We start from the raw sequence: 26,148 nt of genomic DNA, 5'->3' as shown, positions 1-26,148 counted from the left end.
ACAACCCCGTGAATCCGGTCTTTAGCTCCCCAAATCTTTCCATTTGTCCATAAGAATTGATAATTTCATTACTCAAACTCACCACCCTAAAAAACATGAAAACAATCGCCTCTCTTTGTAGTCTCATAGTTTGCTCATTTGCTTTTGCTCAATCCCCCATCACGAGTATTCCTTTTGAATTATTCGGGGACCATATGCTCATCAAGGTGAGCGTAGATCATTCAGAGCCACTGGATTTCATTTTCGACACGGGCTCCGGCCTCACAGTGATAGATAGTGATGTGGCTGAGGGCCTGAAGCTGTCCGGTAAAAAAATCAAAATGAATGAAGCAACCACCACTGTGGAGCTCATCAAGCACAATGAGATCGAGATTGATGGCTTTCCGATGGAGAAAAACATCAAAGTATATGCTACGGATCTTGACCATCTGGAAATCAGCCTTGGAAGGGATATAGACGGCATAGTGGGCTACGACCTGATGCACCACCACACCATCCGCATCAATTATGAGAATAAGACCATGGACATCTACGAGCACGGCAAGGGACCCAAAAGTGGTGATGCTGTACCTTTTGTGCTCAACACCTCTATCCCCACCATCTCCGGAAAGGTGGTATTGAATAACAAAGAACCACACACCGGCACCTTCTTTATCATGTCTGGTGCGGGCACCACCCTCGACTTTAACTCGCCTTATGCGCAAAAATATGATGTGATTCACAAAACCGGAAAACACTACTCCTATCTGGTAAAGGGGATCACCGAAGAAGAAACCCTGCACTATGAAGGTCATGTGCTTTCTCTTTCTTTTGGCAATCAGGTGATCAAGGATTTGCCAATTGGCATCAGCCAGGCCAACCATGGAATACAAGCCAGCCCGGAGGTATCAGGCATCATTGGCAACAAAATCTTAAGCATGTACAACATCACCATCGATGTACCTGCCAAAATGCTCTACTTTGAGAAAAACGCGAACTTCGGACAAAAGCTTTCGGTCAACTGTAGTGGCATAGACCTTCAGCTAACCCCCGACAAAAAGCGTGTGCTTATCCATCAGGTGTTTGAGGACAGCCCTGCATCCGATGCGGGAATCAAACTCAATGACGAATTGATCACCATCAATGATCAGTCTGTAGCTGAATTTGACCTGCCGGACATCAAGGACCTGCTGAAAAAAGAAGGTGAGACTGTGAACCTGGTGATCAAACAAGACGGCCAGGAAAAATCTGTTTCGCTCACCCTGAGGTCACTCATCGACTAAATCATCTCTCGGCTTTTATAAAAAAGTGTAGGACATGGGTCTGAAAGGGATCGGAATGTCTATATGTGAAGGCTCAAATGGTCATACATTTCATTTATGACCCGCACAACCATTAAATTCCTTCCCTATTGTTTTAAAGACTAAACCCAAACCAGTCATGCAGAAATCCGGACTATTCATAAGTGCTTTACTGATGCTGAGCATCACCACTTTGGCACAAGTGCAAACATCTAAGCTAGGTGTGCTGGAAGCCACCACCGATGTGGGTGCACCCAAAAACACGGGAAGCACCTCCTATAACGCCACCACACAGCAATACACCCTCACAGGCAGTGGCACCAATATGTGGGGCGAAAAAGACGAATTTCATTTTGCTTATAAAAAACTCAAAGGGGACTTTATCCTCCGTGCTCATGTGAAATTGATAGGTGAAGGGGTGGATCCTCACCGCAAAATAGGGTGGTCGGTCCGGCCTACGCTGGAAGGCAACGGCACTCATGTGAGTGCCGAGCTCCATGGTGACGGACTCACCTCCCTCCAGAGCCGCAGCGAAATAGGAGGAATTACTGAAAGTCTTAACTCCACAGACAGCTTTCCGGATGTGATCCAGCTAGAGCGAAAAGCAGGGACCTACATTATGTCCACCGCTCAATACGGAAAAACCTTTACCAGTATCACACTCAACAATGTAGACCTGGGTGATGAGGTCTTTGCAGGAATTTTCGTTTGCTCACACAATGCCGAGGTGATTGAAAAAGCTGTTTTCAGCAACGTGCGCATTGTGCTCCCTGCTCCGGATGATTTCACTCCTTACAGGGACTACATTGGTAGCAACCTGGAAGTGATGGACATAGCCACAGGCCAAAGGAAAATCCTGGCGCAATTTCCCAATTCCATACAAGCTCCGAACTGGACACTGGATGGAAAAACCCTCATCTACAACAGCGAAGGCAAACTTTTCAACTTTGACCTGACCACTAATACGTCCTCGGAGCTTTACACGGGCTTTGCTACCAGAAACAACAATGACCATGTGCTCACTTTTGATGGAAAAACCATTGGCATCAGCCACCACAGCGAGGACGATAATGGCCAGTCTATCATCTATTACCTTCCCACCAAGGGTGGAGACCCGGTGCGCGTGACCCCCAAAGGGCCCTCCTACTTTCATGGTTGGTCGCCCGATGGGAAAGAGCTGGTGTATACCGGTGGAAGAAACGATGTTTACAACATCTACAAAATCTCTAAAAAAGGGGGTGAAGAAACCAAGCTCACCGACCTCACCACCCTGGATGATGGCCCTGAGTACTCCCCAGACGGTAAATACATTTACTTCAACTCTACGCGTTCAGGCAAAATGAAAATCTGGCGCATGAAGCCGGATGGTAGCGAGCAGCAGCAGATGACCTTTGATGAATACAACGACTGGTTTCCGCACATTTCGCCAGACGGTAAAAGCATGGTGATCATCTCGTATCCTACAGACATAGACCCGGCGGATCATCCCTTTTATAAACGTGTGTACCTCAGGATCATGCCTGTAGAAGGTGGCGAGCCAACAGTAATAGCTTACCTCTATGGCGGACAGGGCACCATCAACGTGCCTTCCTGGTCACCAGATGGTAAGAAAATCGCTTTTGTCAGCAATAGTCAGCTGTAAATCACACATCATCGGGAGTGGGTGCTGATGCACCCACCCCTGTTATTCGTGTGGATAGACAAAAGGCTTGGTTGCCGAATTTTGTTTCCTTAATTTGAGAGGAAATTACACTTATGACCGCCACACCTATCCACTCAAGAATCACCTCTATTGATCTGCTCAGGGGAGTCGTTATTGTACTGATGGCCCTTGATCATGTGAGGGACTACTTTCATTACGACGCTTTTTTCTACGATCCTACGGACCTTACCCAGACCAACGGAGCCATCTTTTTCACACGATTCATCACCCATTTTTGCGCCCCGGTCTTTGTCTTTCTGGCAGGCACCTCGGCCTTTTTGGTGGGCGAGCGCAGAGGCAAAAAAGTGCTTTCCGGCTGGCTGATTAAGCGTGGTGTCTGGCTGATCATTGCTGAGATTACCATCATCAAGCTGGGCTGGTTTTTCCAGTTAGACTTTTCCTTGATCGTGCTTCAGGTCATCTGGGTGCTGGGGATCTCCATGATCTTCCTGGCAGGGATCATTCACCTGCCCCGGAAACTCACCATTGCCCTCTGTCTGCTGGTGGTCTTCGGGCACGATGCCTTTAATAACTTTCAGCCCTCAGAAAGCTGGAGTGGCGTCTGGTCCTTCCTGCATGTTTTTTCGATTGTCCCCGTGGGTTCGGTAGCCATTTTTGTGGGCTATCCCATGATCCCGTGGATCTTCGTGATGCCACTGGGCTACTATCTGGGGCAGCTCTACACTCCCGGCACGGACCCAGAATACCGCATAGCCAAACTCCGGCAGATCGGGCTTGGTGCCTTTCTGCTTTTTGTGATCATCCGGTTCACCAACCTCTATGGTGATCCTGTCATCTGGACCGTACAGAAAAATCTGGGGTTCACCATTATGTCGTTTTTCAACGTCTCCAAATACCCCCCGTCGCTGCTCTACCTGCTGGTGACGCTGGGACCGGCCATCTACCTCCTCTCCCTGGCCGAAAGATGGAAGGGAACCCTGGCCAGCTACATGGTGACCGTAGGCCGGGTACCTATGTTTTATTACATCATTCATATCTACATCATTCACATCGGTGGGGCGATTGCCGCCATGCTCACCGGCTTCTCGCTTTCTGATATGGTGATCAATGTGTGGGTCACCGAGGAGCCACAGCTGGACGGCTATGGCTTTGGACTGTGGGTGGTGTATGCCCTATGGCTGCTGCTGATTGTGGGGCTGTACCCTGTGTGCAAGTGGTACTATCAGTACAAGCAAAACCACCGGAACCAGTGGTGGCTGAGTTATTTGTAGGGGGGGTGCTATAAAATTATTATTAAGACTTAAAACAGTATTTCCAATTCAAGAGGTTTTGAACCTCTCGAAAGTGCTCGGTCGCATTTTTATTTTAGTTTTCGTTGTCTGTATTTCTATTTAGTTATTCCTCTTCACTTGGTATTGAAGTGAAAACCCAAACGGTTCATCTCCATAAAAAAGAGACATGAATTTATCTTGATTACCCCAAGTTCTCCCTTTCCAATTCTGGTTATTAAGCTCTTCTCTATCTTCTTCGCAAAACCTGTCTCTATTTTGGTTGTCCACACCCAATTCCGCTACAACCTTATTAACAAGGCTTTCAAGCTCGATCCAGAACATGAAGTTGGAATAATTACTTTTTTTCTTATAGAGATATATCGCAAGCTTGTCACCGTAATCAGTAATTTGAAGCCTGTCAAAAAAGCCCAAGACAGGTTGGTCAATTTTATGAACCGAACTTGGGTTTAATTCATCATCGACTGTATTTAGTAATATGAGAGAATTCTCAATTACTTCTGCAATTTCTTCGAAAATTGATTTGGCGGTATCTTTTTGAATATAGTTGAGTTTATAAAACTCAGAAGGGAATGTTTTTGCATCACAAACCTTGGTCGAAATGTTCATTTGCTCATAGACTGCTTTCGCTTTTGCACACGTTCGTTTATCATTTGAAACAAAATAATCACAATAAGCTCCGTAATACGAATGGGTCGCGTCATCTATTAAGTTTGGTAATTTGGAATCTCGATGAAAGCCGAAAGTGTCTAATGAAATGTAGTAGTTAACAAAATGGTCGAATCGGGATCCTGGCTTTCCCTTACTAGTCTGTTTTAAAGTTGAGTCCATCATCTCTCTGAAGGTCTTTCCAACCTTAGCTTTGGCTAGAACATTATCTAAATAGTCGAAAGGATCGCCCCAATTTTCAGGATTTGTATCAACTTTCATTTGTTTTATAGATGCATTTGTTGAATATCGATAAACATCTGAATATTCTCCAGGATTACGCAAGACCTTCGAGATGTCTTTCATGAAATTCAGGAAATTGTTCTCCTTTTTAGTGAGTTCAAATAGATCTTGAACTTTCTTATATTCAGGTGGTAATTCATTTATCTGGGTTAAATCAATCCCACTTGGCATACTCTTCAAAAGACTAATTAGTGCTTGCCACATTTTTTGAATTGCAGGATCATCCTCTTCTAAAAAAAGATTTTCAAAATCAAAATAATCTATTCCTTGCTGTTCTTGCTGTTCATCGAAGTAGTCTCGGGGGCTCCTAACCATTGGAGAAACTGTCTTAGTCTTGTAATCTTCGCAGAAGCACAGATTTCCAGAAAGATTCCCAAGAAAGTCAAGATCGTCATAAGTTAATTTTTTCGCTTTCTCAGATTTGTTGAAACTTCTATTCAGATCATTCAAGTGGGCTGGAGAGTATGGGAAAATTAGTTTGTCTTTGTTCTTGTTGATTATAGAGAAAATGGTTTTATAAGGCTCTGATTTTTCTTTCAGCTGTTTCAGCGATGAAAAAATATTCCAATCAAAATAAATTCTTTGCATAAGTCCTACTATGACACACAACAATACCTGATAAGCACAACCTCCACACACCCACCAAAGCATCACCCAAAATAGCCATATAACCATTACGAGTCAAGCATTATTTTCCGTTGGTGTGAGAACCTCCAAGGTTTTGAAAACCTTGGAGGTTGTGTGATTTAAGCCCAGTTCATTCCCGCGCAGGCGGGAATCTCTTGGTGTAAGAATCATTCGTAGAGAAAATGCATCCCTTTTCCATCTGTCATGGTGAGCTCCGTCGCACCACCAGACAGATGGTGGAAGGAGCGACCTGCCGCCTGTTTATAGCAATGTTTGGATGTCCTCAATCATCCGGGCCAGTTCCAGCGGGATAGTACCATTGTAGACCCCTCTGATACGTCGCTGCTGATCCACTAAAATAACCTTCTCGGTGTGCAAAAAATCAGCCTCCACAGTCACCGTTTTACCAAACCCCTCATCAGCGAAGTAGGACTCCCTGGCCAGGGAATAGATCTCCTGTTTGTCACCCGTCAGCAGGTGCCACTGGTCACTCTGGATGTCATTCAGCTCAGCATATACCTGTAGCCGCTCCACGGTATCCGCCCAGGGCATCACCGTATGCGAGAGGATAAGCACCTCACTCGCCTCGAATGCCTCCTGTACCCTCAGGAGGTTTTTGGACATCCGGGGGCAAACACTCGGACAAAGCGTGAAAAAGAAATTGGCGACATACACCTTTCCATCGGTCAGCGCATTGGTCACAGTGTCCCCCTGCTGGTCTACAAACTGAAAAGGAGCAACGGTGTGAATGGTCTTGTAGTCAGGCGCACCCGCCTCCACCCACACGGGTGTAAAAGTGGCTTCATTGAAAAAAGGAAGCGGAATTTCCGCTACTTCCTTCCTGGCTGTCGGCTGACATGCTGATCCCACCAGAATCAAGCTGAGCAGTGCCAGGCTAGTTCTCAACACCTTTGTAAGGGTCAATTTCTTCTTTTTCTCCATCTATTTTTGTGCATCTTTTGATTCCCATCAAACCATAGCGCTTCCCATTTTCACGGATCACGTAGTTGGCCCGTATCTTACCATCGCTTCTCCATATTTTCTGAGGGCCAAACGGTCGCCCATCCTGATAGTTTAAGTCCTGAAAAAGGCTGCCATCGGGGTACCACTCTTTATGGTTGCCCACGCTCTTGCCCTGATCAAAGTGATAAAGAAACTTCATTTGTCCATCCTCATACCAGGCCATATGCGCCCCATGTTTTTGACCATCCCGATAGGGTCTTTTGAACCAGAGGGCTCCGCTGGCATAATACGCCAGTATTTCCCCCTCCAGTCTCCCCTCAAAGTACCCCTGTCGCAATATCACCTGGCCTTCCGAGTCCAGGTCCAGCAGATAACCGGAATAGGGCACCTCACGATACAGTAGCACACCGGATGAATCCTTCCGCAGCCCTTCGTGTGTACTGACGAGCTGAGTGTTGGGGATTTGCTTCTCAGCAGCCCCCACCACCGCTCCATCATGCTCCTCACCCCCTTCGTACCAGGAGAGGGCAAGAAACAAACTACATAAAAGAAACAGGAAAGGTACTCGCATTTTAGCGTGCTGTTTTTACTTGGTAATCCTGCCAGGTGTCCCGAAATAGCCATCACCATTGATCCATGGAAGCTCATCTGTGATGTGGTAATGATAGATGCCATCAGGGAATTCGGCAGTTGCCGAAATATGCCCATGGTAGTCATCCAGGTCAGCATTGGTCAGTCTCTTGCCTCCCTCCACAGGTCCGTACACGGGAAATCCATCCAACAACAACCCCAGAAAGGCATCATCACTGATGGTCTCGGTCAGCCAGATGGGCTCTAAGTGGTAATGGTAATCCCCAGACTGTGCCGGATGACCCTCATACTGATCAAAGGTATTGAGCTCCTCCAGGATATCATCTCCGGGCCCAGCATTCTGATTATAAAAGGCCACACTGTTGACCGCCACACCCATGGGTCCAAAATCAGTCGCTTCTTTATTGGTCGCTTCTTCAGGAAACCTGGGCAACGTGTAGACAAAATTTTGAATCTCAATACTGTTCGGGTTTTTCTTAAAATCTGGATTATTCGGTTCATCATAGTCTTCGTACAATGAATTGTTGGGTGAGTAATACATACTCTTGTGATCCGGCTGATCGCTGGATGAAATAATCACATGATCGTCGGTAACGGTAACCGACACAGCGCTGGTGTGGTAAAATTTGGAGGCGAGTATGCTGATATCCACTTTGGTTTCTTCCTCCTCCTCTTCTTCTTCTTCTTCTTCTTCTTTATTTTCCTCCTCTTCCTCTTCCTCCTCCAGTTGCTCTTCCGGATCAGGCTCGTCTACCGGGGACTCATCACAAGCCACAGTGAAGGTCAAAAAGCCCATCAGGAGCAGCATGGCCAGTTGTTTCATAAGGTCTCTTACACTCATAGTAATATTCATTTAAATCAAACCAATGAAGGGCATCCCTCCTTTGAAAGATACAACGGGGAACCCTGCATTAACCCTACCCCGCTATTCATACTTATGGAAAACATGACCATTGTTTGGAGATTGACTTTTCGTGATGCGAGAATATTTTATATCTTAACCCGAAATCTCAAACCATGAAGGCTTCCCTGTTTCTCGCATTCCTCCTTTTCGCATGCATTGCATTTGGTCAAAAAGACCAGCCACTCACTTTTGGTGAACTGCAAGGAGATCAATACTCCAACGAATACTTTGATCTGATTCTGAAATTTGACACCACCTGGTTCACCATGGATCAGGAACAGCTCAAGGCCATGACCAATGCTGGTAAGGACCTCATTAAATCCAAAAACGCAGAGTTTGGTGAAATGCTGGACCTGGCCATGCTGCAAACGGTATACCTTTTTGGGCTCTCACAGTACGAGCAGGGAGCGCCTGTGGATTACAATCCGTCCTTTCTGATGCTAGCAGAAAACCTGAGCAATGCACCTGGGGTGAAAAAGGGTGAGGATTATCTTTTTCATACCAAAAACGCTCTAAAACAAACGGGGATGGATTACACCTTCGGGGAGGAATATGATGAGATGAATGGCTTTGCTGTGTTATCTGCAGAACTGGCCTATATGGGAATGAAAATCAAACAACATTATGCCACAAAAGTCGTCAATGGATACGCCCTTTCATGCATTCTCTCCTTCACCGATGACAGCCAGCAAGCCGCTCTTTATGAAATTGTGAAATCAATCAAAATGAAATGACCATCACTCTACGAGTATTTCCCTGAGCTTCATCAATGCTTTTTGATTGTTGGGTAGCTCGATGTTTTGAATGATGTTCTGCTTCTCTCTGGTGGTCAAATGCCAGCTCAGCGAGGCCCTTTCCAGCTGCTTTCGTTCCAGCTCCTTTGAGGTCACAAGGTACTGCTCGCTAATGTTCGTATAGGTGTTGTACTCGATCTCCACCACATTCACCGGCAGGTGCAGCCAGGTGCTCAAACCCTCTATTTTAGATTCATTGTTGATGTCCTGAATGTTCCCCAGGTTGTTGTAAACACTGGCAATGGGGTAAGTCAGCTTGTCCACGAGCGATGAATTGGTTCTGGGCTCAATCGGGGCATTTTTACGGGTATCCCGGATGATGAGCAGCGTGATCCCACTGGTGTTTTCCTCCAGCCATTTTCTGAAAACATAGATAAACCGTGAGGCATCTCCCACCCCAAAGTTGTCGGAAATACCCGCATCCATGATCTCAATGGGCGGATGGCTGGGAAGCGACACGGTGGGGGTAATGTATGGAAAGGAAGCCGACATCCTGAGTGCCGTGAGAAAACTCAGGTCATTGGCTCCATGACCACTAAAAAGCTGATTGAAATCCACTCCACGGATCTTATAGTCGTTATCGCGTAGCTCCTCATTGTTGATGTTCATAAAGGAAACCGAATGAGGGGAAATGTAAAGCTTGCGCCCATCATTGGCTATGACAGGTGACATCAGCATCAGTGGTATCAGCCCCTCGGCCTCCGGCCCCTCATAATCGATCAGCCTTTTGTCAAAGACCCGACCCAAATTATTATTGAGGTTCTCTTCAAACACCACTCCCCTGTCCTTGAGGTACTTTCTTCCGGCGTACTCATAAGACCTCACCCTGAAAAAAGCGTCATTCACAAGCAGTGAAAAAATAATTGCGTTCAGATTGTCGCGCCCCATTCTGGCCAGCTGCTCTGGCTCTGAAGGAATGGCCTGTTTTCGTTTGCGCATCAGCTCCAGCTCACGGTAATACGCCGCACCAATCATCCCTCCTGAAGCTCCCGTAATCAGCGCAGTTTTATCCATGATGGGGCTCCCAATGGTACTATCGATCTTCTGAAGGGCATTCACCGCCCACAAAGCAGCCCGCTGACCGCCGCCACTCACACACAGAAACACCATTTGTGGTTGATCACTGTCCTGTTTTGCTTTCCAGTTTTCCAGAACCTCTATCATCCTGAGACTATCCGCAGCAAACACCTCCTGGCTATTCATCGCATTCAGTTTACTGAGCGAGTACGTCACCTTGGGAGAATCGTAGCTCAATCCACGCGCCTGATACTCACCTTTGATCACACCCCATCGCACCAGTACATTCACTAACAGAAACAGGCCAAAAACAAAAGCCAGGCCCCAGCCTCGTAGCCAGTAGGAAAAAGCTCCGATGAGCATCACCAAAAATGAAAAAAGCAAAAGTGAGCTGGCAGCCGCCGGAATCTGGAAATATGGATTGTCCATGAAGGTGCCCAAAAACAGAATGAGAAAAATCACCGCCAGTTCAATCACCACCGAATTGAAGTGATTCTGATCAAAAACCTTCAAAACGGCCTCTTTATCATAGAAGTCTTGCAAATTCTTGCAGCTCATGACCCTCAGCTTCAGGTCCAGGTAAGAATGCACCGTATACCTTCGCTCTCTGGTTTCGGTGAGCTTGTTCATCATCCGCTCCCGGCTGATTTTAGCCTTCCTGAGGCGTTTGTCCACAGACCCGGCCAGGTATTTGAAAATGTCTTTATTGGTAAACCTGAAGTAGATGAAAAAGACCGAAAGCATGCTGGCGATCCCCAGCAGTAGCCCCAGGAGGTCCATGATGACATTGGTGGCTCCGGCAAATTCATTGTTCACCTGAAACCGAACAATCAGTACGACATATACCACGAATGCAATGAGCGGAATCAGGCTGTTATTCACCGAAAACTTGGCAAAAGGGCGCTCCAGAATACCCACGAAGGTAAAACGGTGGCTGTCCAGAATATAACAGGTGATGTGGTAAGCCATGGTAAAGTTGCCAAAAGCCAGACCTACCAGAAAAAAGCTCCAAAACCCCACCTTGTTCATGTATTCAGGATCCAGATACAAATAATGGATGCCATAAATCTTACCAATGCCCCCTCCCAGGGTAGCGATAAAGAGGATCCACAGTATGACCAGAGCGAGATTTCTCCTGATGTGATGAAAAACTAATTGTACAGGAAAGGAATAGATGAATGAGTTAAACTTTTCTCGCATAATCGGGGCACCCTATTTGATCCAGATAATTTATATAAATTCGGCTTCAAAGATTGAGAATGGATAGCGAAACAGAATATTTTTTAAGCCAGGATGGCCTTAGACTTTATTATCGCCACTGGGATTGCGAACATCCCAGCAAAATGCTCTGCATCATTCATGGACTGGGTGAGCACAGCAATCGACATCAGGAATTGGCCACTTTCCTCAATTCACAAGGGATTACCGTGTTTGCCATGGACCTCCGTGGCCACGGACTTTCACATGGCAAGCGAGGACACGCCCGAAGCTATCCACTTCTGCTCAGCGATATAGAAGAACTTCTGAAAACTGCCCGTGCGGAGTACACGGAGCTCCCCATGTACCTGCTGGGACAAAGTATGGGTGGTAATCTGGTGGCTAACTATGTACTGAAAATGAACACCACCGAGCTGTCAGGTTTTGTGCTCACCAGCCCCTGGTTTCGTTTGGCCTTCGAGCCCCCCAAATGGAAAGTGACTCTCGGTAAATTGGTCTCTGGCATCCTCCCCGCACTCACACAGCCCAACGACCTGAATGCCGCTGATCTTAGTAGGGATCCCGCAGTGGTAGAAGCCTATGATCATGATCCGCTGGTGCATCGGGTAATTTCCGCCGGGTTGTTCACATCGGGCACTGCCGCTGGCGAAGAGGCGCTTCAGCGGGCTTCGGAGGTGAAAATCAAAGGGCTGGTCATTCATGGGAATGCAGATCCGATCGTCAGCTGGAAAGCTTCCAAAAACTATGCGGAAAGTAATGAACTCCTGTCATGGACGGAATTGGATGGAGTCTTACATGAGCCCTTTCAGGATTTGGGCAAGGAGGAAGTGATGCAGCAGGTAGCCAAGTGGATTTTGGCGGAAGCCTAAGACAAAGATTTGACTTTCAGAATATCCTGAGAACGCTTCTGATCCAGCAGCTGGTACTCAAGCTCCTCTTTTCCCATGAAGTAGACTTCCGTGAAGTCCCCTTCAAATCCTTTGACACGGATGTGAAAGTAAAAAGAGTTGAGTTTATGGATATATCCCCCATGCACATTGGGTTTCTGATAAAGAAAACCGCTCACACCAGAAAGGATATGATCTTTGGTCACACGATCCTGAATGATCATCAAAAGACCTTCTTCCTGCTCTGAGAGCATCGCCCGAAATACGAACTCCTGTCCTTCCAGGCTAAAAAGCACCTTTACAATGATGTGATTTAATCTCACTACCTCCACATAGGTTCTCACCACTCTGCGTGAGGCAGAATAGACCATGTTTCCAAGGTATTTTCCCGAAAGTTTCGAGGCGAGATTTTGTTCCATTAGCAGATAATATCCAAACCAAAGTTAGAATTCCGCCAAAGACATCCTAATTACGAACAATGAACCGGTAAAAACGACGAATGGATGGGAATTTATGAATCCGAACCAAGGGGCAGGAATATTCTGAATCTGGCCCCTTTGCCCGGAGCACTATACACCTCTATTTTCCCCTTGTGCTCCTCTATGATCCGGTATGAAATGGATAAGCCCAGGCCGGTGCCTTCACCTACCTCCTTAGTGGTGAAGAAGGGATCGAAAATTTTGTTGATATGCTCTTTGGAGATCCCATGCCCGGTATCCGACAGCTCTATGACCACATGCCCATCTTTTCTTTTGGTCTTCACTGTGATTACCCCTTCATGGGTAATAGCCTGAATGGCATTATTCAGAATGTTCAAGAACACCTGGCTCAGTTGCTGGGGATTGCACAAAATATCGGGTAACTCTCCAAAGTCCAACTCCAGGCGAATTCTGTCTTTGAGGTGATGGCGAACAAGGTTAATGGTTGATTTGAGTGAATCATTGACATCACAATACACTTTTTTGGCGCCTTCCGGCAGCGAAAAAGTATTGAGGTCGTTCATCAGGGTCTTCACTCTGTCAGCCCCTTCATTTACCCCTTCCAGCAGAGAATCCAATTCATCAAAAAGCAACTCAAAATTCTGCGTTTCAACGGCGGGGCTTTGTTCATGGTGGTTATTGTTCAGGCTGATAAGAAATTCTTTCAACTCTCCCAGGTCCCTTCTAATTGGCCCGATATTGCCCGCCACATAATTAATGGGGTTATTGATTTCGTGGGCAAGGCCCGCAGTAAGCTGGCCAAGTGAAGCCATTTTCTCGGATTCTATCAGGCGCATCTGGGTAGCACGCAACCTATTGAGGGTCTGCTGCAGCTCATGGTTGGCCTCCAGTAGCTTAAACTCCGTCTGCTTCAGGTTAGTGATATCATTGTGTACGCCTAGCAGGTACTTTTCGGCACCTATCTGCATCCTGCGCTTGCTGAGAAAAAGCCATTTTTCGGAGCCATCCGGGTATTTATGCAACGACTCCTCCTCCACTGTTTTATTATTGGCCAGAATTTCCACATCCTCCGCTGCAAATTTTTCAGCATCCTCAGCATTCTGATGTGTTTCCGCTATCGTTCGCCCGATAAACTCTTCTATTTTCAACCCAAAAGAATCAGCCATGGCCTGATTCACAAGCACATATTTGCTCTGGGCATCCCTGACAAAAATGAGATTGGGCAAATTATCAATGATCTTTTGAAAAAATTCTGATTGTTCTTCCAGCTGAGCGGTTCGCTGTCTCACAAGTTCCTCCAGCTGGTCTTTGTAATTTTCCAATTCCTGCTCGGCCTGAATGCGATCCGTCACGTCAAAAACGTTGCTCGTAAGCCCCACGACGTTATCATGATCGTCATACACAGGATTAAAAATCTGAGTATAGTACCTATGGTTATACAGGCTGGTGACAGAAAAGTGTTCTCCATTAAGAGCCCGTTTAAAGTTTCGAACAGTGCGCTCTCTGACCTCCTGGGGTAAAAGGTCCACGATATAGGCTCCCTCCTCCGCATGCGCATGAAAATATAGCCGCATTTCCTTCTGATGGAGGGAGTTGAACCCGGTATAGCACATATCCCTATCCAGGGAAAAAATGCTCACATACTCAGGACTTTCAATGTAAGAGGTAAGACGCGCCGAATAAGTTTCCAGTTTCTCCTCCACTTTTCTTTTCTCCTGCAAATACTCCGAAAGCAATTGCTGAAAGTGCCAATAAAGCACCAAAAGCAACACTGCAGCAACAGCAGACGCCACCAAAAGCGCATTTCTAAAGAATTGGAGCTCATCAGAAATGACTGTGCCTTCGGAGCCACTCACAATGGATCCCATCCAAACTGCAAACAACGGAAGAGTGATCATAAGGACTCCTCCTACAATGTAGATCACCAGGTTTCGTTTCCGTGCAGGACTCATTTCACTTGAAAATAAGTGAAAAAACCGTCTCAGAGAAATCTATTTTCGTCTAAAACGAACTTACCCCGGATTAATAAAGCTCTTTGAAGTACTGAGCAGCCATTCTGTTACTCCCAAATTCTGGCAATACATCCTTCATTCCATTCACCACTATGTCGTGCCATGTATCAGGTTTTCCATAATAAGTAGGGATCACCTTACTTTCCAGAATATGATATAGGCTTTCCTGATCCTGCTGATCCTGACCCTCCATATCCAGCTTCAGGTCAGCCGGTGGTATCACAAAACTGTTCTTACCATCTTTGGCAAACTCGGGAATCCAGCCATCATACGTAGAAAGGTTCACTGACCCATTCATGGCAGCAGTCATACCGCTGGTACCAGAGGCCTCCCGGGTCACTCTTGGATTATTGAGCCAAATGTCCGAGCCTAGTTTCAGCAGCCTGGAGAGCTCTAACTCATACCCCACCAATACGGCTACATTGCTTCGGTATTTACTGAAAAAATGAAGTCTATTAAAGGTGTCTATGGCATCCTGATCCTTGGGATAGGGCTTGCCCGCCCAGATGACTTGAATCGGTTTTTTGGTATTGCTCAGCACCTTCTCAAACCTGGCCTCATCGCTCAGGAGCAAATCGGCACGCTTATACCCGGCAAACCTGCGCGCCCATACGATGGTGAGTACCTCAGGATCAAACAACTTACCAGTCTGATCGGCCACCTCTTTGAAAAGCTGAGTCTTTAGTTCTTTTTTGCGATTGACAAACGCAACCTTATCCCCACTTTCTGCCGCAGCAGCCAGTGCTTCATCCTGCCAGTATTTTTGATTCTGAGCATTGGTGATCGGGATAATCTCGCTGATGCCCTCATACCCCTTCCACATATCCTGCGAGACCTTCGCGTGCAGTTTGGATACGGCATTGGACCGATTGGCCAGCCTCAGAGCCGCCACTGTATAGCTGAGCATTCCGTCATTGACTGTTTGCGTTTCCAGCTCCTCCGCCGAAAGGTGCCTGCCGAAAAAGCCCATTTTATTCAGAAAATCACCGCTACGCTCCTCGTTTCCAGCCTTCTCTGGTGTGTGCGTGGTAAACGCAAAATGTTCTCTGGAGTAGCCCTTGTCTTTCAGGTAATAAAATGCCGGAAGACCATGCCCCTCGTTGAGGTGGTAGACATCAGCGCCGCCCAGTTCCTCCACTACCTTGGCACCCCCTATTCCCAAAACGATGCTTTGAGATATTCTGGTCAGGTCATTGGCGTCATAAAGCCTGTCTGTAATGGTGCGGGAAAGGTGGTCATTCTCCGGTACGTCCGTGCTGAGAAAGTACATAGGCACCGTACCAAATGTTTCTGGCTTCAACACATAGGCTCTCACATGTACATTGGCATTGTCCAATACCTGTATTTTCACCTGGATCCCGGTATCCTCCAGGTACGGATAGTACTTCTCTATGGATTTTACCTCCAATGAACCATCCACTGCCCGGCTCTGATCATAGTATCCATATTTCCAGAGCATGCCGATCCCGATCATATTCTGGCGCAGTTCGTAGGCACTGCGCATATGAGAGCCAGCCAAAAACCCAAGACCACCTGAGTAGATTTTCAAGGCCTGATCGATGGCAAACTCCATACTGAAATAGGCCACTTTTTTACTGTACTTCTTATCCGGTTTATAGGGATGAAACCACTTGTTATATTCAGTCATTTGTCTAAAATCTTATGCTAAAGGGCTCGAAAATAAGATTTTAAACCACAACTCAAATAGAAAAAGGAATACATTTTTTATACAAACGTTTTCAATCAGAGCTCCCTACTGAAGTGGGTGCCCCGGGCATCAATTCCCCACATGAAAGAGGGCATCCCCCCTGTTGATTACCGGGTGATTATTCACAGCAATGATGTACCCTTCGAGCGGAGATTTAATTTTTACCTGGTACGTACCGTATGGGTCGCATACCTCGCCCAGTATTTCCTTGGGAATTATTTTAGATCCGTTTCTCACGAATGAATAATGTAACCCGGCCGATTTGGCGCGAACCCACGTGGATTTATTGATCAGAATGGTTTCCCGCTCAGGCTTTGGTGCTGAGTCCTTCATTTTGAGGTGTTTCATTACCCGCTGCATCCCGCTGATGCCTTCATCGATGGCACTCTTTCGCAAACGCAGCGACTCACCGCCTTCATAGACCAATATTCTTTTGCCGTGCTTAAAGGCCTCTTTTCTGAGGGATTTTTCCCGATAAGGAGAGTTGAGGATAAACCTGGTGCCAAATGCCTGTGCCAGCTCAAGGTTCTGTGCATCGTCTGTCTGCACCCTCACCTGTGGGGAATTATTGATGCGGGCACCTCCTGTATGAAAGTCCACCCCGTAATCTATATGAGGGATGATCTCCTGCATCATGAAGTGCGCCACCTGACTGGCCAATGAGCCCGTTTTGGAGCCCGGAAACGACCGGTTGATGTCCTTACCATCGGGTACATCTCTGGAAAAATTGATAAACCCGTAAATATTAATAATGGGGATACAAATCACCGTGCCGGCATCTACTTTGTAAAGTTTCTCACGGATAATCCGGCGCATGATCTCCACTCCGTTGATCTCATCGCCGTGCATTCCTGCCAGTAGCATGAGCGTGGGGCCTTCTTTGGGCGCCCGGTAAACAATAATCGGGATGTCAATCAGTGTACCGGATGGAAGTTTGGCAATATTAACATCGATCTTTTTGGTCTTCCCTACAGGAATCTCCACCCCGGCTATGCGCATACTTTTGTTGTTTGGCTAATAAAAACGAAATGAAGTTACAAATACTTTTGATCCATGTCCAAATCTGAACGCCATAGAGCGAGTGTCTGACAAAAACTCTCGGAAATATCAGCCCCAAACCCATCTTGCATTTGGTCAGCATATGCCTGACTCACCTCCAACTCCAGACCCAAATACTGTGCTCCTGAAAACCGGGTACGCAAATACGTGGTAAATCCGTCATCCGCTCCGGCATAGGGCTCATTATCCCTAATCACGAGCTGTGGCCTTATCCTTCTCAACTCTTCCTGCCATTTCAGGCAAAAGTCGGCCTCTGAGGTTCGGGTTGTATCGAACAAAAGACCCACTTCCACTTCTCTTTTCTGACCAAAAAAAACAGGCGTAAAACTGTGTACCGAAAGATGTACCACCTGATGACCCTGGTCAATGAGGTGGGAGATTTGGGCTTCCACTCCCTCCCTGTAGGGCTGGTAAAATGTGCACTTCAATTGCTCCTTTTCCTCCTCAGATAACCCACCAGAATACCTGGAGAATAGCTGAGGGTGATCCAGTGACCTATTTACCTCAATGAGTAAGCGTGAATAATCATAGGTGGTCAACGGTACTTTCAACTGGCCCGAAATAATTCTGGCCAGTTCCAGTGCGCCGGGGTCCCAACCAAGATGGGTTTGAAGGTCTGTGTGCGCCTCAGAGAATATGCCCCGGTACCGGGGAGGTATCTGATTACTTGCATGCTCGCAGGTAATCAGAGCTGTCACCTTATTCATGGAATGAAAAGCTGATCCTGATGAAGGCATTGTGCCAGTTTGGAGTAGGTCTCTTTTAGCTTCTCTTCAGAGAAATCTCCATTCAGTGCCGTCATGATTCTTTCCGCAAGGGTCCCCTGAGCATTGAGTTGATTCAGGGTTTCCAGCCATGGCATCAGATACTCCGGCAACGCCTGACTAACCTTCTGTATGGCATCCGCCCAAAACTGCCTGCCGGTCACGGGCTGATCATAGCCCCACGCACTGAGGTAGGTCGGGTCCTGAATGAGCGCAGCACTCCCAGACTTCACACAGCTTTTGAAAACATCATACAGATCCTCCGTTTCAAACGTTTCCTGCACATCAAAGCGCACCAGTGTTTCTCGCACCAAAAGCTTGACCAAGCCAGTCACCAAAGCCACCACAGCCAGGTCTGCACTTACGCACTCCTGGATGTCAATGATTCTGATCTCAATGGCTCCTCGGTCAAACCTGGCCATAGCGCCCCTTGAATTCAGCCAAACCGGCTTCAGAATATGATCAGTGTCGAATGGCTTGATCGCTGCTGCAATGCGATCATAAACATGCTTTTGATAGGCATATTTGCTGAATAATTTCTCAGGAATCACCTTACCTGTAAGCACGGGAATCTTGGACTGATTCTTTTCGTAATAGTACAGTCGCTTGTCCATGTAGCCTGTAAACTTCCTATCCAAAACAGGACTGGCAGCCGTGAGGGCCGGGATCATGGGCATCATAAACCTAATGGCTGTGTGCAACCTGGCAAACTCCTCGTCATCGTAAAACGGCAAGTTGATATGGGTACTCTGCAGGTTGGACCAACCATGCCCTCTGCAGCTGAAAATGCGATCGTAAGCCTGGTAAATCTCCTGGCTTTCATGCTCCCATAGCTTGGTCTCCTTAGCAGGGTTCATCCAGGGGTGAGCTGCCGATGGCATCAGCATGGCCCCGTTGGTAACCAGCTGACGGTTAATCGCTCTCACGTCCAGTACAAACTTATCTCTCAGTGCCACCAGGTCGCCAGTAGGGCCATTGGACTTCAACTCTATGACATGACTCACGAGCTCATTGCTCCAGGCCGTGAGTCCGTGATCCATTTCCCCTTCTACTTCACCTTCTGCATTGCGAAGCAACACATCGGCGATAGGCCTTACATCCAGGGATGATTGATCGGTGATCATGTATTCGAGTTCTACGCCGTAGCCCTCGAACAAGTGGAGGCGGGATGTTTTTTCCATGGTTCTTAAACCAATCGGTTCATAAATTCCTGCATGATCGTCTGGTAAAGCTGGTGTTTAAGTACCGCATCTTCCACACCTTCATCCAGGTTGGGGTTATCGTTGATTTCTATGATATAAAATTTCTTACCTCTTTGTTTGATGTCCACTCCGTAAAGCCCATTCCCGATAAGGGAAGTAGCTTTCACCGCCAGATCAATCAAGGCTTTCGGTGCATCCTCCACAGCAATGGTGTCTGCGTCCCCCTCATCCGGTGTATCTGATCCCTTCCAATTCACAATTTGCCAATGATCTGCCGCCATGTAATACCTGCAGACATACAGGGGCTTTTTATTGAGCACCCCCACCCGCCAATCAAAATCAGTGGGGATAAACTCCTGCCCAATGACCAGCTCAGAGGTTTGAAAGAAGTCTTTCAGCACTTTAATCAGCTCGGCTTCATTCTTCGCCTTTTTCACCCCTTTGGAAAAAGAACCATCGGGTTGCTTCAGGATGATCGGATATTCGAACGCTGAAGCATTGATTTGGCTCATTTTATCCTTCTTGATGATGTAATAAGCCGGTGTAGGAATGCTGTGTGCCCGGAGCAACTCACTGAGGTATACCTTGTTGGTACAACGCAAGATCGATTCCGGATCATCCATCACCACCAGTCCTTCGGAGGCTGCTTTTTTGGCAAACTTGAAGGTATGGTGGTTCACATTGGTGGTTTCGCGAATGAACAAAGCATCGTACTGAATGAGCTTAGCAAAGTCGTTTTTGGTGATCAGGTCCACATTGAACCCCACTTTTTCTCCGGCCTTCACAAAGTTCTGAATGGCCTTCTTATTGGATGGAGGGGTCTCCTCCTCTGGGTTGATCAAAATAGCCAGGTCGTATTTCTTGCGGCTGTATTGCTTGTTCAATTTGTTTTTTCCCTGGAGGTATTCGTCCAGCGCTGTACGCAAGAGTCCTTTTTGATCTTCGGGTAGTTCACTCAGGTTCAATGGTTTCAGCTGAGTGAGCATCCATTTGTCCTTTTTGGTAAAGCAAGCCTTCAGTATGGGCACCTGAAAAAGATTGAACAGCAAGGTGCTGATCCTGGCAAACTGTGGCTGGTACACCTGCCCCAGACAAATGATGAGGTCCAACTTATCACCGGTTTGTTTTTTCAGACTCTGCTGTATGATGTCGTCAAAGTCCTCTGCATCTTCCCTCACCAATGCCGGAAATCGGAAATCCTGCAGGGTGGTGATCTGTGGCATCACCTTGTGGCCACGTGCCTCCGCCAGGAGGGACACATAATATCCCACACTCTGATATTGATAACTCTTGCAGAGGTTGACCACTTTATATTTTCGCGACTTCTGATAAATATCGGTGGAGAAGTAATCACTCGGTGAAATCAATTCTACATCATCCGGCAGGTCCTTCCACTCGTCCTGTCGTTCTGTTACTATCAGTTTATAAGCCATTGTGCTTGGGAGATAAAATCAATAAGTTAGCATCATAGGTGACAATTCCTAATAAAATGGAGTTAATCAGCCGCTGAAGTGATACACGATAATGTTGGGTGTCGCTGATGGGATTGGCTTCCAATGGATCAGCAATGTGCGCTACCCTATTCACCGGATCGTAACCATACACCACCACAAAATGGCCTGTAGGCTCCCCTTTCACGTCATGATATTCATTGATGGCACCGATCTCCCTGGAACAGTTATAGAGATAGGTAGCACTCAGCCCGGTCAGTATAGGCTTGTTTTCATTCAAAAGCCTCTTGATGAGCTTGGTATTCAACTCCTCAAATTTGATTTCTCCGCCAAGCTTCAAAAACTTGAGGTAGGCATTGGCTGCCACATGAAAGCGCTTCGCCGTTTTATAAATTTTCTGCTCTTCCAGCTTGGCACGAATATCCACACCCGAACTAAACCAGGTAGGATCAAACATGTGGAGGTTGTAAGTATACAATGTGGCTTGATACCCTCTGGCCAGGGCATGATTTCCCAGCATGACCGCCAAAGTACCACCGCTCTTCAGGGTTTTTACCTCTGAAATGACCGTATCCAAAGGCATAGGGTCATTAAAGTACTGATAAACTGCCTGAAGGCAGGTTGGCCCACATGTTTCGTCGTTGGGCTGTGCGTGGATGTCCAAACTTAAAGTCCTGGCATCCAATTCGGGGTTTTTGATCAACGCTTTAAACGTCTTCTAAATCCTTATTGATAATCAACCGGTTTCCTCGGTTGTAAGTAAAATAATTCCATACCCAATTTAAGAAAACCAAAAATTTTCTTCTCAACCCAATAATGGAGAACAGGTGTACGAACATCCAGACAAACCACCCGAAAAAACCTCCAAACGTAATGTTCAAAGGAGCATCTACCACTGCTCTATTTCGCCCTACGGTAGCCATGGTGCCTTTATCCACATACTTGAAAGGCTTCATCGGCTCTTTATTGAATAACCGCTTCAGGTTTTCACCCAGAAGGTGAGCCTGCTGGATCGCTACGGGGGCCAGTTGAGGCAGCCCTTTCGGATATTCTTCATCTACCTGCATGGCCACATCTCCCACCGCATAGATAAATTCATGTCCTTTCACCAGGTTGAATTTATCCACCAGGATACGTCCTTTCTCCACGGCACCTTCCCTCAATCCGGGGATGGTGTTCCCTTTGACACCCGCTGCCCATATTAAGCAGTTGGTCTTGATGCTGGTGCCATCACTGAGGTAGGCTGTTTCGCCATCATACTTCTCCACCAGCTTCCCATACTGTACATTCACCCCAAAATGAGTGAGGTATTTGGCAGCCTTTCGTCCAGACTTATCAGACATGGGTGGCAATACCCTGTCCGCACCTTCTATGAGGTGTATTTTCATTTTTGTGAAATCAATCTCCGGGTAGTCCAAAGGCAACACGTGCTTCTGAAGCTCACCGATGGCCCCGGCCAGCTCCACCCCCGTAGGACCCGCACCCACTATCACGATGTTCATAAACTTTTCCAAGGCCTCGTCCTCCGCTTCGTCCAATTGCAGCGCTTCTTCAAAGTTGGCAATGAGTTTGGTTCTCAGCTCAATGGCATCACTCATCTCACGGAGTTTGAAGGCCTTTTTCTCCAGGAGTTTATTACCAAAGAAATTGGTGGTGGCACCGGAAGCAATTACCAGAATGTCATATTTTAAAAACCCGAGATTGGTTTCTATCTTCTTTTCATCCGCATGGATCTGAGTAACCTTGGCCATTCGGAAATGGAAGTTTTTGTGATCCTGAAGAAACTCCCTGAGCGGGCTGGAGATGTCCCCGGGACTTAGTCCCGCCGTGGCTACCTGATAGAGCAGCGGGATAAAGGTGTGATGGTTGTGCTTATCTACCATCACGATCTGCACTTTTTGCTTGCTCAGTTTCCGTACCAGCTCGATACCCGCAAAGCCTCCTCCTATGATCACCACGCGGGTCATGTCCGTCCATGGTATTCTTTCAGTGATTTTATTCCTTCTTTGAACGGGTGCTTCGGTCAATTCTTCCACTTTGCCTTTTGTTTTATTAATCAGATCAGGTTAAATCTTATTAACCTTGCCATTATTAAACACGCAAAATTACAACGAGATTCATAGAAGAATGGACACCCGGAATGATGATATTTTTAAAATAATTTTCAGACATGGAAAGCAGTAAAAAAGTAGTGAATTCCTGGTGTATGTATGACTGGGCCAACTCGGTATACAACCTGGTGATCAACACCTCTATTTTCCCCATTTACTACACGGCGGTCACGGCCAATGAAGCCAACTCTGACAAGGTGAGCTTCTTCGGGTTTGAAATGATCAATTCCGTCCTTTATAGCTATGCACTCTCTCTTTCTTACCTGCTATCGGCTCTCATTCTTCCCCTACTCTCAGGGATAGCTGACTATACTGGAGAGAAGAAGAAGTACCTGCGGATTTTCACCACGCTCGGTGCCATCGCCTGCATGGGCATGTTCTTTTTTACCTCCGATACCCTGGAGTGGGGTATTATCTGTGTGCTTCTGGCCAGTTTGGGTTATAGCTCAGGTTTGGTATTTTACGATGCCTACCTGCCAGAGATAGCTCCAGCCAGCATGACAGACCGGATCAGTGCCCGGGGCTATTCCTTTGGGTATGCGGGCAGTGCGCTCATGCTTATCCTCAGTCTTATTCTCATTACTTTCTATGAGTCTTTTGGTTTTACCAATAAGGGTGACGCCACACGTACGGTATTTTTGCTTGTAGGGCTGTGGTGGATTGGGTTTGCACAGATTCCACTCAAGCACCTGCCTGCCAACGTTTTTAATCGAAAGCCCACCGGAAGAATCCTTCTCAATGGCTACCTGGAACTCAAAAAAGTCTTTTTGGCCCTGAAGCACCAGCCCAATATCAAGAAGTACCTTCTCTCCTTCTTTTTCTTCAATATGGGCGTGCAAACGATCATGCTTCTGGCCACACTTTTTGGTACAAAAGAGCTGAAACTCGGATCCGGTGAGCTCATTCCAGTGATCTTGATCATTCAGTTTGTGGCCATAGGAGGAGCGACGCTCTTTGCCAGAATATCCGATAGAAAGGGGAATATTTTCTCACTCAGTCTGATGATCTTTATCTGGGTTGGCATTTGCGTATTTGCATACACCATTACCTCGGTCAATGAATTTTATATTGTTGCCGTGCTCGTTGGTTTGGTGATGGGGGGAATTCAGGCACTTTCGAGGGCCACATTTTCCAAACTGATCCCTACTGACACCATGGATCATGCTTCATATTTCTCTTTCTTCGATGTGACCTTCCACATCAGCGTAGTCCTTGGCACCTTTAGCTATGGCTTTATCGAGCAGATCACCGGAAGCATGAGAAATAGTACACTCGCTCTTGCTTCTTATTTTGTCATTGGTTTTTTGCTCTTGATCTTTGTGAAAATGCCCAAAAACCAGCATGCAAAAACTTAACCTACCACCTAGTGACTTCAAGTTGAAAAGCGAGGAGGGTAATCAGTTTATTTTTGATATCGTCAGAAAAAAGTATCTGGTGCTCACCCCTGAAGAGTGGGTCAGACAACATTTTATTCACCTGATGGTGAATCATCTGGCCTACCCCAAGTCCCTGATAAAAGTGGAAACCGGCCTGGCTTATTTCAAATCTGCCAAGCGAAGTGATATCATGCTTTGCGATCGAGAAGGAAGTAATTTTTTGCTGGTAGAGTGCAAAGCTGCTGACGTGAAAATAGATCGTAAGGCGCTCAATCAGGTGAGTGTTTACAACAAAGAGTTAAAGGCCCGGTATGTGGCGCTAACCAACGGAATGGTTCATTTCATATGGGAATACAGGAGCGACGAGAATAAGTATTATCAGCTCAAAGAATTTCCGAAATTCGTATAAACAAAAAAAGGTGCCTGCAGGCACCCTTCTCTTCTATTAACCAAAGCTTTATTTCTATAAAAACTTCTCAGCTGGAGCAAAAGGGAGGTTAAAGGCTTTTGCTACCCCTTCGTATACAATCTCTCCATTGATTACATTCAGTCCCAGGAGCAACTCTCTATTATCCTGACATGCTTTCTTCCATCCTTTATTGGCCAGCTGAATGGCGTAAGGAAGTGTAGCGTTGGTCAGCGCCAAAGTAGAAGTATAAGGCACAGCACCCGGCATGTTCGCCACACAGTAGTGCAGGATACCATCAATCACATAGGTAGGATCCTGGTGTGTGGTGGGTCGGCAGGTTTCGATACAGCCACCCTGATCTACAGCCACATCTACCAACACCGTACCTGGATTCATCTCTTTCAGCATATCTCGCGTGATCAGGTGAGGGGCTTTTGCACCTGGTATCAATACCGCACCTACGATGAGGTCATGGTTCCTGATCAGTTCACGAATGTTGAACTCATTGGACATGAAGGTATTCACATTGGCAGGCATCACATCATCCAGGTATCGCAATCTCGGCAGGCTCACATCCATGATGGTCACATCGGCGCCCATACCAGCTGCCATTTTAGCCGCATTGGTACCTACTACTCCACCACCGAGGATCAACACCTTGGCCGGACGAACACCAGGTACACCTCCCAGCAAAATACCCCTTCCGCCCATAGGCTTCTCCAGGTATTTGGCACCTTCCTGAATAGACATCCTTCCGGCTACCTCAGACATGGGCACCAAAAGGGGCAATGACCTGTCTGGTTTCTCTACAGTCTCATAAGCAAGACAAACCGCTCCACTCGCCATCATGGCCTTAGTCAGGGGTTCATATGAAGCAAAGTGAAAATAGGTGAATACCAATTGATCCTTCTTTATGAGCTTATACTCGGGCTCTATCGGCTCCTTTACTTTCATGATCATCTCAGCGATGGCATAAGTCTCCTCTATGGTAGGGAGTATGGTGGCTCCTGCCTCCTCATATTGCTCATCTGCAAATCCACTCCCCAAACCGGCAGTAGATTGTACATATATTTGATGTCCGTTTTTTGAAAGCTCAATGACACCTGCAGGGGTCACAGCCACTCTGTTTTCGTTGTTTTTAATCTCCTTTGGAACGCCGATAATCATAATTTTGAGTCAAATTTGGGTGTTTATTTAAGCAAAGATAAATGGCCCAAATCACAAATAATTAGCCGTTTTGAAATTCGATAGAAGCAATCACGCTTACATTCTTTATTGAAATAATATTCTGTTTAATCTCACAATTCGGAATATTATATTTTATGAAAACGATTAAACTCCTCCTTTCAGTAACTTTCTATCGTTATTTCAAAGAAAATTCCCGCTAATTTATTAAATTTGTGATAGTTCTTTTTCATTCTCATTTTTACCT

At 46.5% G+C, this 26,148-nt stretch carries 22 protein-coding genes; 7 read left to right on the top strand and 15 right to left on the bottom strand.

Annotated elements, in window-relative coordinates:
• Positions 1 to 95 precede the first annotated feature (95 nt).
• The 3 genes from ACHKAR_RS12935 (at position 96) to ACHKAR_RS12925 (ending at position 4,214) form a co-directional block, all read left to right on the top strand.
• Positions 96 to 1,262: a PDZ domain-containing protein gene (locus ACHKAR_RS12935; protein ID WP_395417699.1), complete on the top strand. Its 1,167-nt coding sequence runs from the start codon at positions 96 to 98 to the stop codon at positions 1,260 to 1,262.
• 157 nt (positions 1,263 to 1,419) lie between these two features.
• Positions 1,420 to 2,922 carry a TolB family protein gene (locus ACHKAR_RS12930; protein ID WP_395417698.1) on the top strand — a complete coding sequence of 501 codons (1,503 nt, stop codon included), beginning with the start codon at positions 1,420 to 1,422 and terminating at the stop codon, positions 2,920 to 2,922.
• Between the two features lie 113 nt (positions 2,923 to 3,035).
• A complete protein-coding gene (locus tag ACHKAR_RS12925) occupies positions 3,036 to 4,214 on the top strand; it encodes a DUF1624 domain-containing protein (protein ID WP_395417697.1) in 1,179 nt (392 codons plus the stop codon).
• A gap of 120 nt (positions 4,215 to 4,334) precedes the next feature.
• Here ACHKAR_RS12925 and ACHKAR_RS12920 read toward each other — a convergent pair whose 3' ends face one another.
• The 4 genes from ACHKAR_RS12920 to ACHKAR_RS12905 all read right to left on the bottom strand — a co-directional run bounded on the left by ACHKAR_RS12920 (position 4,335) and on the right by ACHKAR_RS12905 (position 8,205).
• Complete coding sequence (locus ACHKAR_RS12920; protein ID WP_395417696.1) at positions 4,335 to 5,858, bottom strand: hypothetical protein; 1,524 nt, start codon at positions 5,856 to 5,858, stop codon at positions 4,335 to 4,337.
• A 213-nt stretch (positions 5,859 to 6,071) separates the two neighbouring features.
• Positions 6,072 to 6,752: an SCO family protein gene (locus ACHKAR_RS12915; RefSeq protein WP_395417695.1), complete on the bottom strand. Its 681-nt coding sequence runs from the start codon at positions 6,750 to 6,752 to the stop codon at positions 6,072 to 6,074.
• Positions 6,706 to 7,344 carry a toxin-antitoxin system YwqK family antitoxin gene (locus ACHKAR_RS12910; RefSeq protein WP_395417694.1) on the bottom strand — a complete coding sequence of 213 codons (639 nt, stop codon included), beginning with the start codon at positions 7,342 to 7,344 and terminating at the stop codon, positions 6,706 to 6,708. The genes ACHKAR_RS12915 and ACHKAR_RS12910 overlap by 47 nt, the downstream gene beginning before the upstream one ends.
• 15 nt (positions 7,345 to 7,359) lie before the next feature.
• Positions 7,360 to 8,205, bottom strand: coding sequence for a YHYH protein (locus ACHKAR_RS12905; RefSeq protein ID WP_395417693.1), 846 nt, complete (start codon positions 8,203 to 8,205; stop codon positions 7,360 to 7,362).
• A gap of 176 nt (positions 8,206 to 8,381) precedes the next feature.
• Here ACHKAR_RS12905 and ACHKAR_RS12900 point away from each other — a divergent pair, with 176 nt between their 5' ends.
• Positions 8,382 to 9,002: a hypothetical protein gene (locus tag ACHKAR_RS12900; protein ID WP_395417692.1), complete on the top strand. Its 621-nt coding sequence runs from the start codon at positions 8,382 to 8,384 to the stop codon at positions 9,000 to 9,002.
• Between the two features lie 3 nt (positions 9,003 to 9,005).
• Here the strand turns inward: ACHKAR_RS12900 and ACHKAR_RS12895 are convergent, their stop codons facing one another.
• The gene (locus ACHKAR_RS12895) at positions 9,006 to 11,279 is read right to left on the bottom strand and encodes a patatin-like phospholipase family protein (protein ID WP_395417691.1); all 2,274 of its coding nucleotides are present in this window, start codon (positions 11,277 to 11,279) and stop codon (positions 9,006 to 9,008) included.
• A gap of 59 nt (positions 11,280 to 11,338) precedes the next feature.
• Between ACHKAR_RS12895 and ACHKAR_RS12890 the strand changes: the two genes are divergently transcribed.
• Positions 11,339 to 12,166, top strand: a complete 828-nt coding sequence (locus tag ACHKAR_RS12890) for an alpha/beta hydrolase (RefSeq protein WP_395417690.1) — start codon at positions 11,339 to 11,341, stop codon at positions 12,164 to 12,166.
• On the opposite strand, the gene ACHKAR_RS12885 is transcribed toward ACHKAR_RS12890, so the two are convergent.
• The 9 genes from ACHKAR_RS12885 to ACHKAR_RS12845 all read right to left on the bottom strand — a co-directional run bounded on the left by ACHKAR_RS12885 (position 12,163) and on the right by ACHKAR_RS12845 (position 22,856).
• On the bottom strand, positions 12,163 to 12,603 hold the full coding sequence (locus ACHKAR_RS12885) for a hypothetical protein (RefSeq protein WP_159584903.1): 441 nt from the start codon (positions 12,601 to 12,603) through the stop codon (positions 12,163 to 12,165). The two genes, ACHKAR_RS12890 and ACHKAR_RS12885, sit on opposite strands and share 4 nt — an antisense overlap.
• A gap of 92 nt (positions 12,604 to 12,695) precedes the next feature.
• Positions 12,696 to 14,576 carry a PAS domain-containing sensor histidine kinase gene (locus ACHKAR_RS12880; RefSeq protein ID WP_395417689.1) on the bottom strand — a complete coding sequence of 627 codons (1,881 nt, stop codon included), beginning with the start codon at positions 14,574 to 14,576 and terminating at the stop codon, positions 12,696 to 12,698.
• 70 nt (positions 14,577 to 14,646) lie between these two features.
• A complete protein-coding gene (gene glgP, locus ACHKAR_RS12875) occupies positions 14,647 to 16,284 on the bottom strand; it encodes an alpha-glucan family phosphorylase (protein ID WP_395417688.1) in 1,638 nt (545 codons plus the stop codon).
• Between the two features lie 129 nt (positions 16,285 to 16,413).
• Positions 16,414 to 17,343 carry a succinylglutamate desuccinylase/aspartoacylase family protein gene (locus ACHKAR_RS12870; protein ID WP_159585250.1) on the bottom strand — a complete coding sequence of 310 codons (930 nt, stop codon included), beginning with the start codon at positions 17,341 to 17,343 and terminating at the stop codon, positions 16,414 to 16,416.
• Positions 17,344 to 17,378: 35 nt separating this feature from the next.
• Positions 17,379 to 18,140, bottom strand: a complete 762-nt coding sequence (locus ACHKAR_RS12865; protein ID WP_395417687.1) for an N-formylglutamate amidohydrolase — start codon at positions 18,138 to 18,140, stop codon at positions 17,379 to 17,381.
• Positions 18,107 to 19,348 carry a carboxylate-amine ligase gene (locus ACHKAR_RS12860; protein ID WP_395417686.1) on the bottom strand — a complete coding sequence of 414 codons (1,242 nt, stop codon included), beginning with the start codon at positions 19,346 to 19,348 and terminating at the stop codon, positions 18,107 to 18,109. The genes ACHKAR_RS12865 and ACHKAR_RS12860 overlap by 34 nt, the downstream gene beginning before the upstream one ends.
• Positions 19,349 to 19,353: 5 nt before the next feature.
• A complete protein-coding gene (locus ACHKAR_RS12855; protein WP_159584908.1) occupies positions 19,354 to 20,802 on the bottom strand; it encodes a RimK family protein in 1,449 nt (482 codons plus the stop codon).
• The gene (locus ACHKAR_RS12850; protein WP_395417685.1) at positions 20,792 to 21,523 is read right to left on the bottom strand and encodes a C39 family peptidase; all 732 of its coding nucleotides are present in this window, start codon (positions 21,521 to 21,523) and stop codon (positions 20,792 to 20,794) included. Before ACHKAR_RS12850 ends, ACHKAR_RS12855 begins: the two co-directional genes overlap by 11 nt.
• A 4-nt stretch (positions 21,524 to 21,527) precedes the next feature.
• Positions 21,528 to 22,856 (bottom strand): NAD(P)/FAD-dependent oxidoreductase, encoded by a 1,329-nt coding sequence (locus ACHKAR_RS12845; RefSeq protein WP_255465563.1) that lies wholly within the window; start codon positions 22,854 to 22,856, stop codon positions 21,528 to 21,530.
• Between the two features lie 134 nt (positions 22,857 to 22,990).
• Between ACHKAR_RS12845 and ACHKAR_RS12840 the strand changes: the two genes are divergently transcribed.
• Together ACHKAR_RS12840 and ACHKAR_RS12835 are read left to right on the top strand one after the other, a co-directional pair.
• Positions 22,991 to 24,286: an MFS transporter gene (locus tag ACHKAR_RS12840; RefSeq protein ID WP_395417684.1), complete on the top strand. Its 1,296-nt coding sequence runs from the start codon at positions 22,991 to 22,993 to the stop codon at positions 24,284 to 24,286.
• Positions 24,273 to 24,716 carry a type I restriction enzyme HsdR N-terminal domain-containing protein gene (locus tag ACHKAR_RS12835; protein ID WP_395417683.1) on the top strand — a complete coding sequence of 148 codons (444 nt, stop codon included), beginning with the start codon at positions 24,273 to 24,275 and terminating at the stop codon, positions 24,714 to 24,716. Before ACHKAR_RS12840 ends, ACHKAR_RS12835 begins: the two co-directional genes overlap by 14 nt.
• Positions 24,717 to 24,770: 54 nt before the next feature.
• On the opposite strand, the gene ald is transcribed toward ACHKAR_RS12835, so the two are convergent.
• Positions 24,771 to 25,883, bottom strand: a complete 1,113-nt coding sequence (ald, locus tag ACHKAR_RS12830; RefSeq protein ID WP_159584911.1) for an alanine dehydrogenase — start codon at positions 25,881 to 25,883, stop codon at positions 24,771 to 24,773.
• Positions 25,884 to 26,148 lie beyond the last annotated feature (265 nt).

This window comes from Marinoscillum luteum (assembly GCF_044005705.1).
In the GTDB taxonomy this organism is placed as follows: Bacteria; Bacteroidota; Bacteroidia; order Cytophagales; family Cyclobacteriaceae; genus Marinoscillum; species Marinoscillum luteum.
The sequence above is the reverse complement of the archived record's forward strand: the minus strand, read 5'-3'. Positions and strand labels throughout refer to the sequence as shown.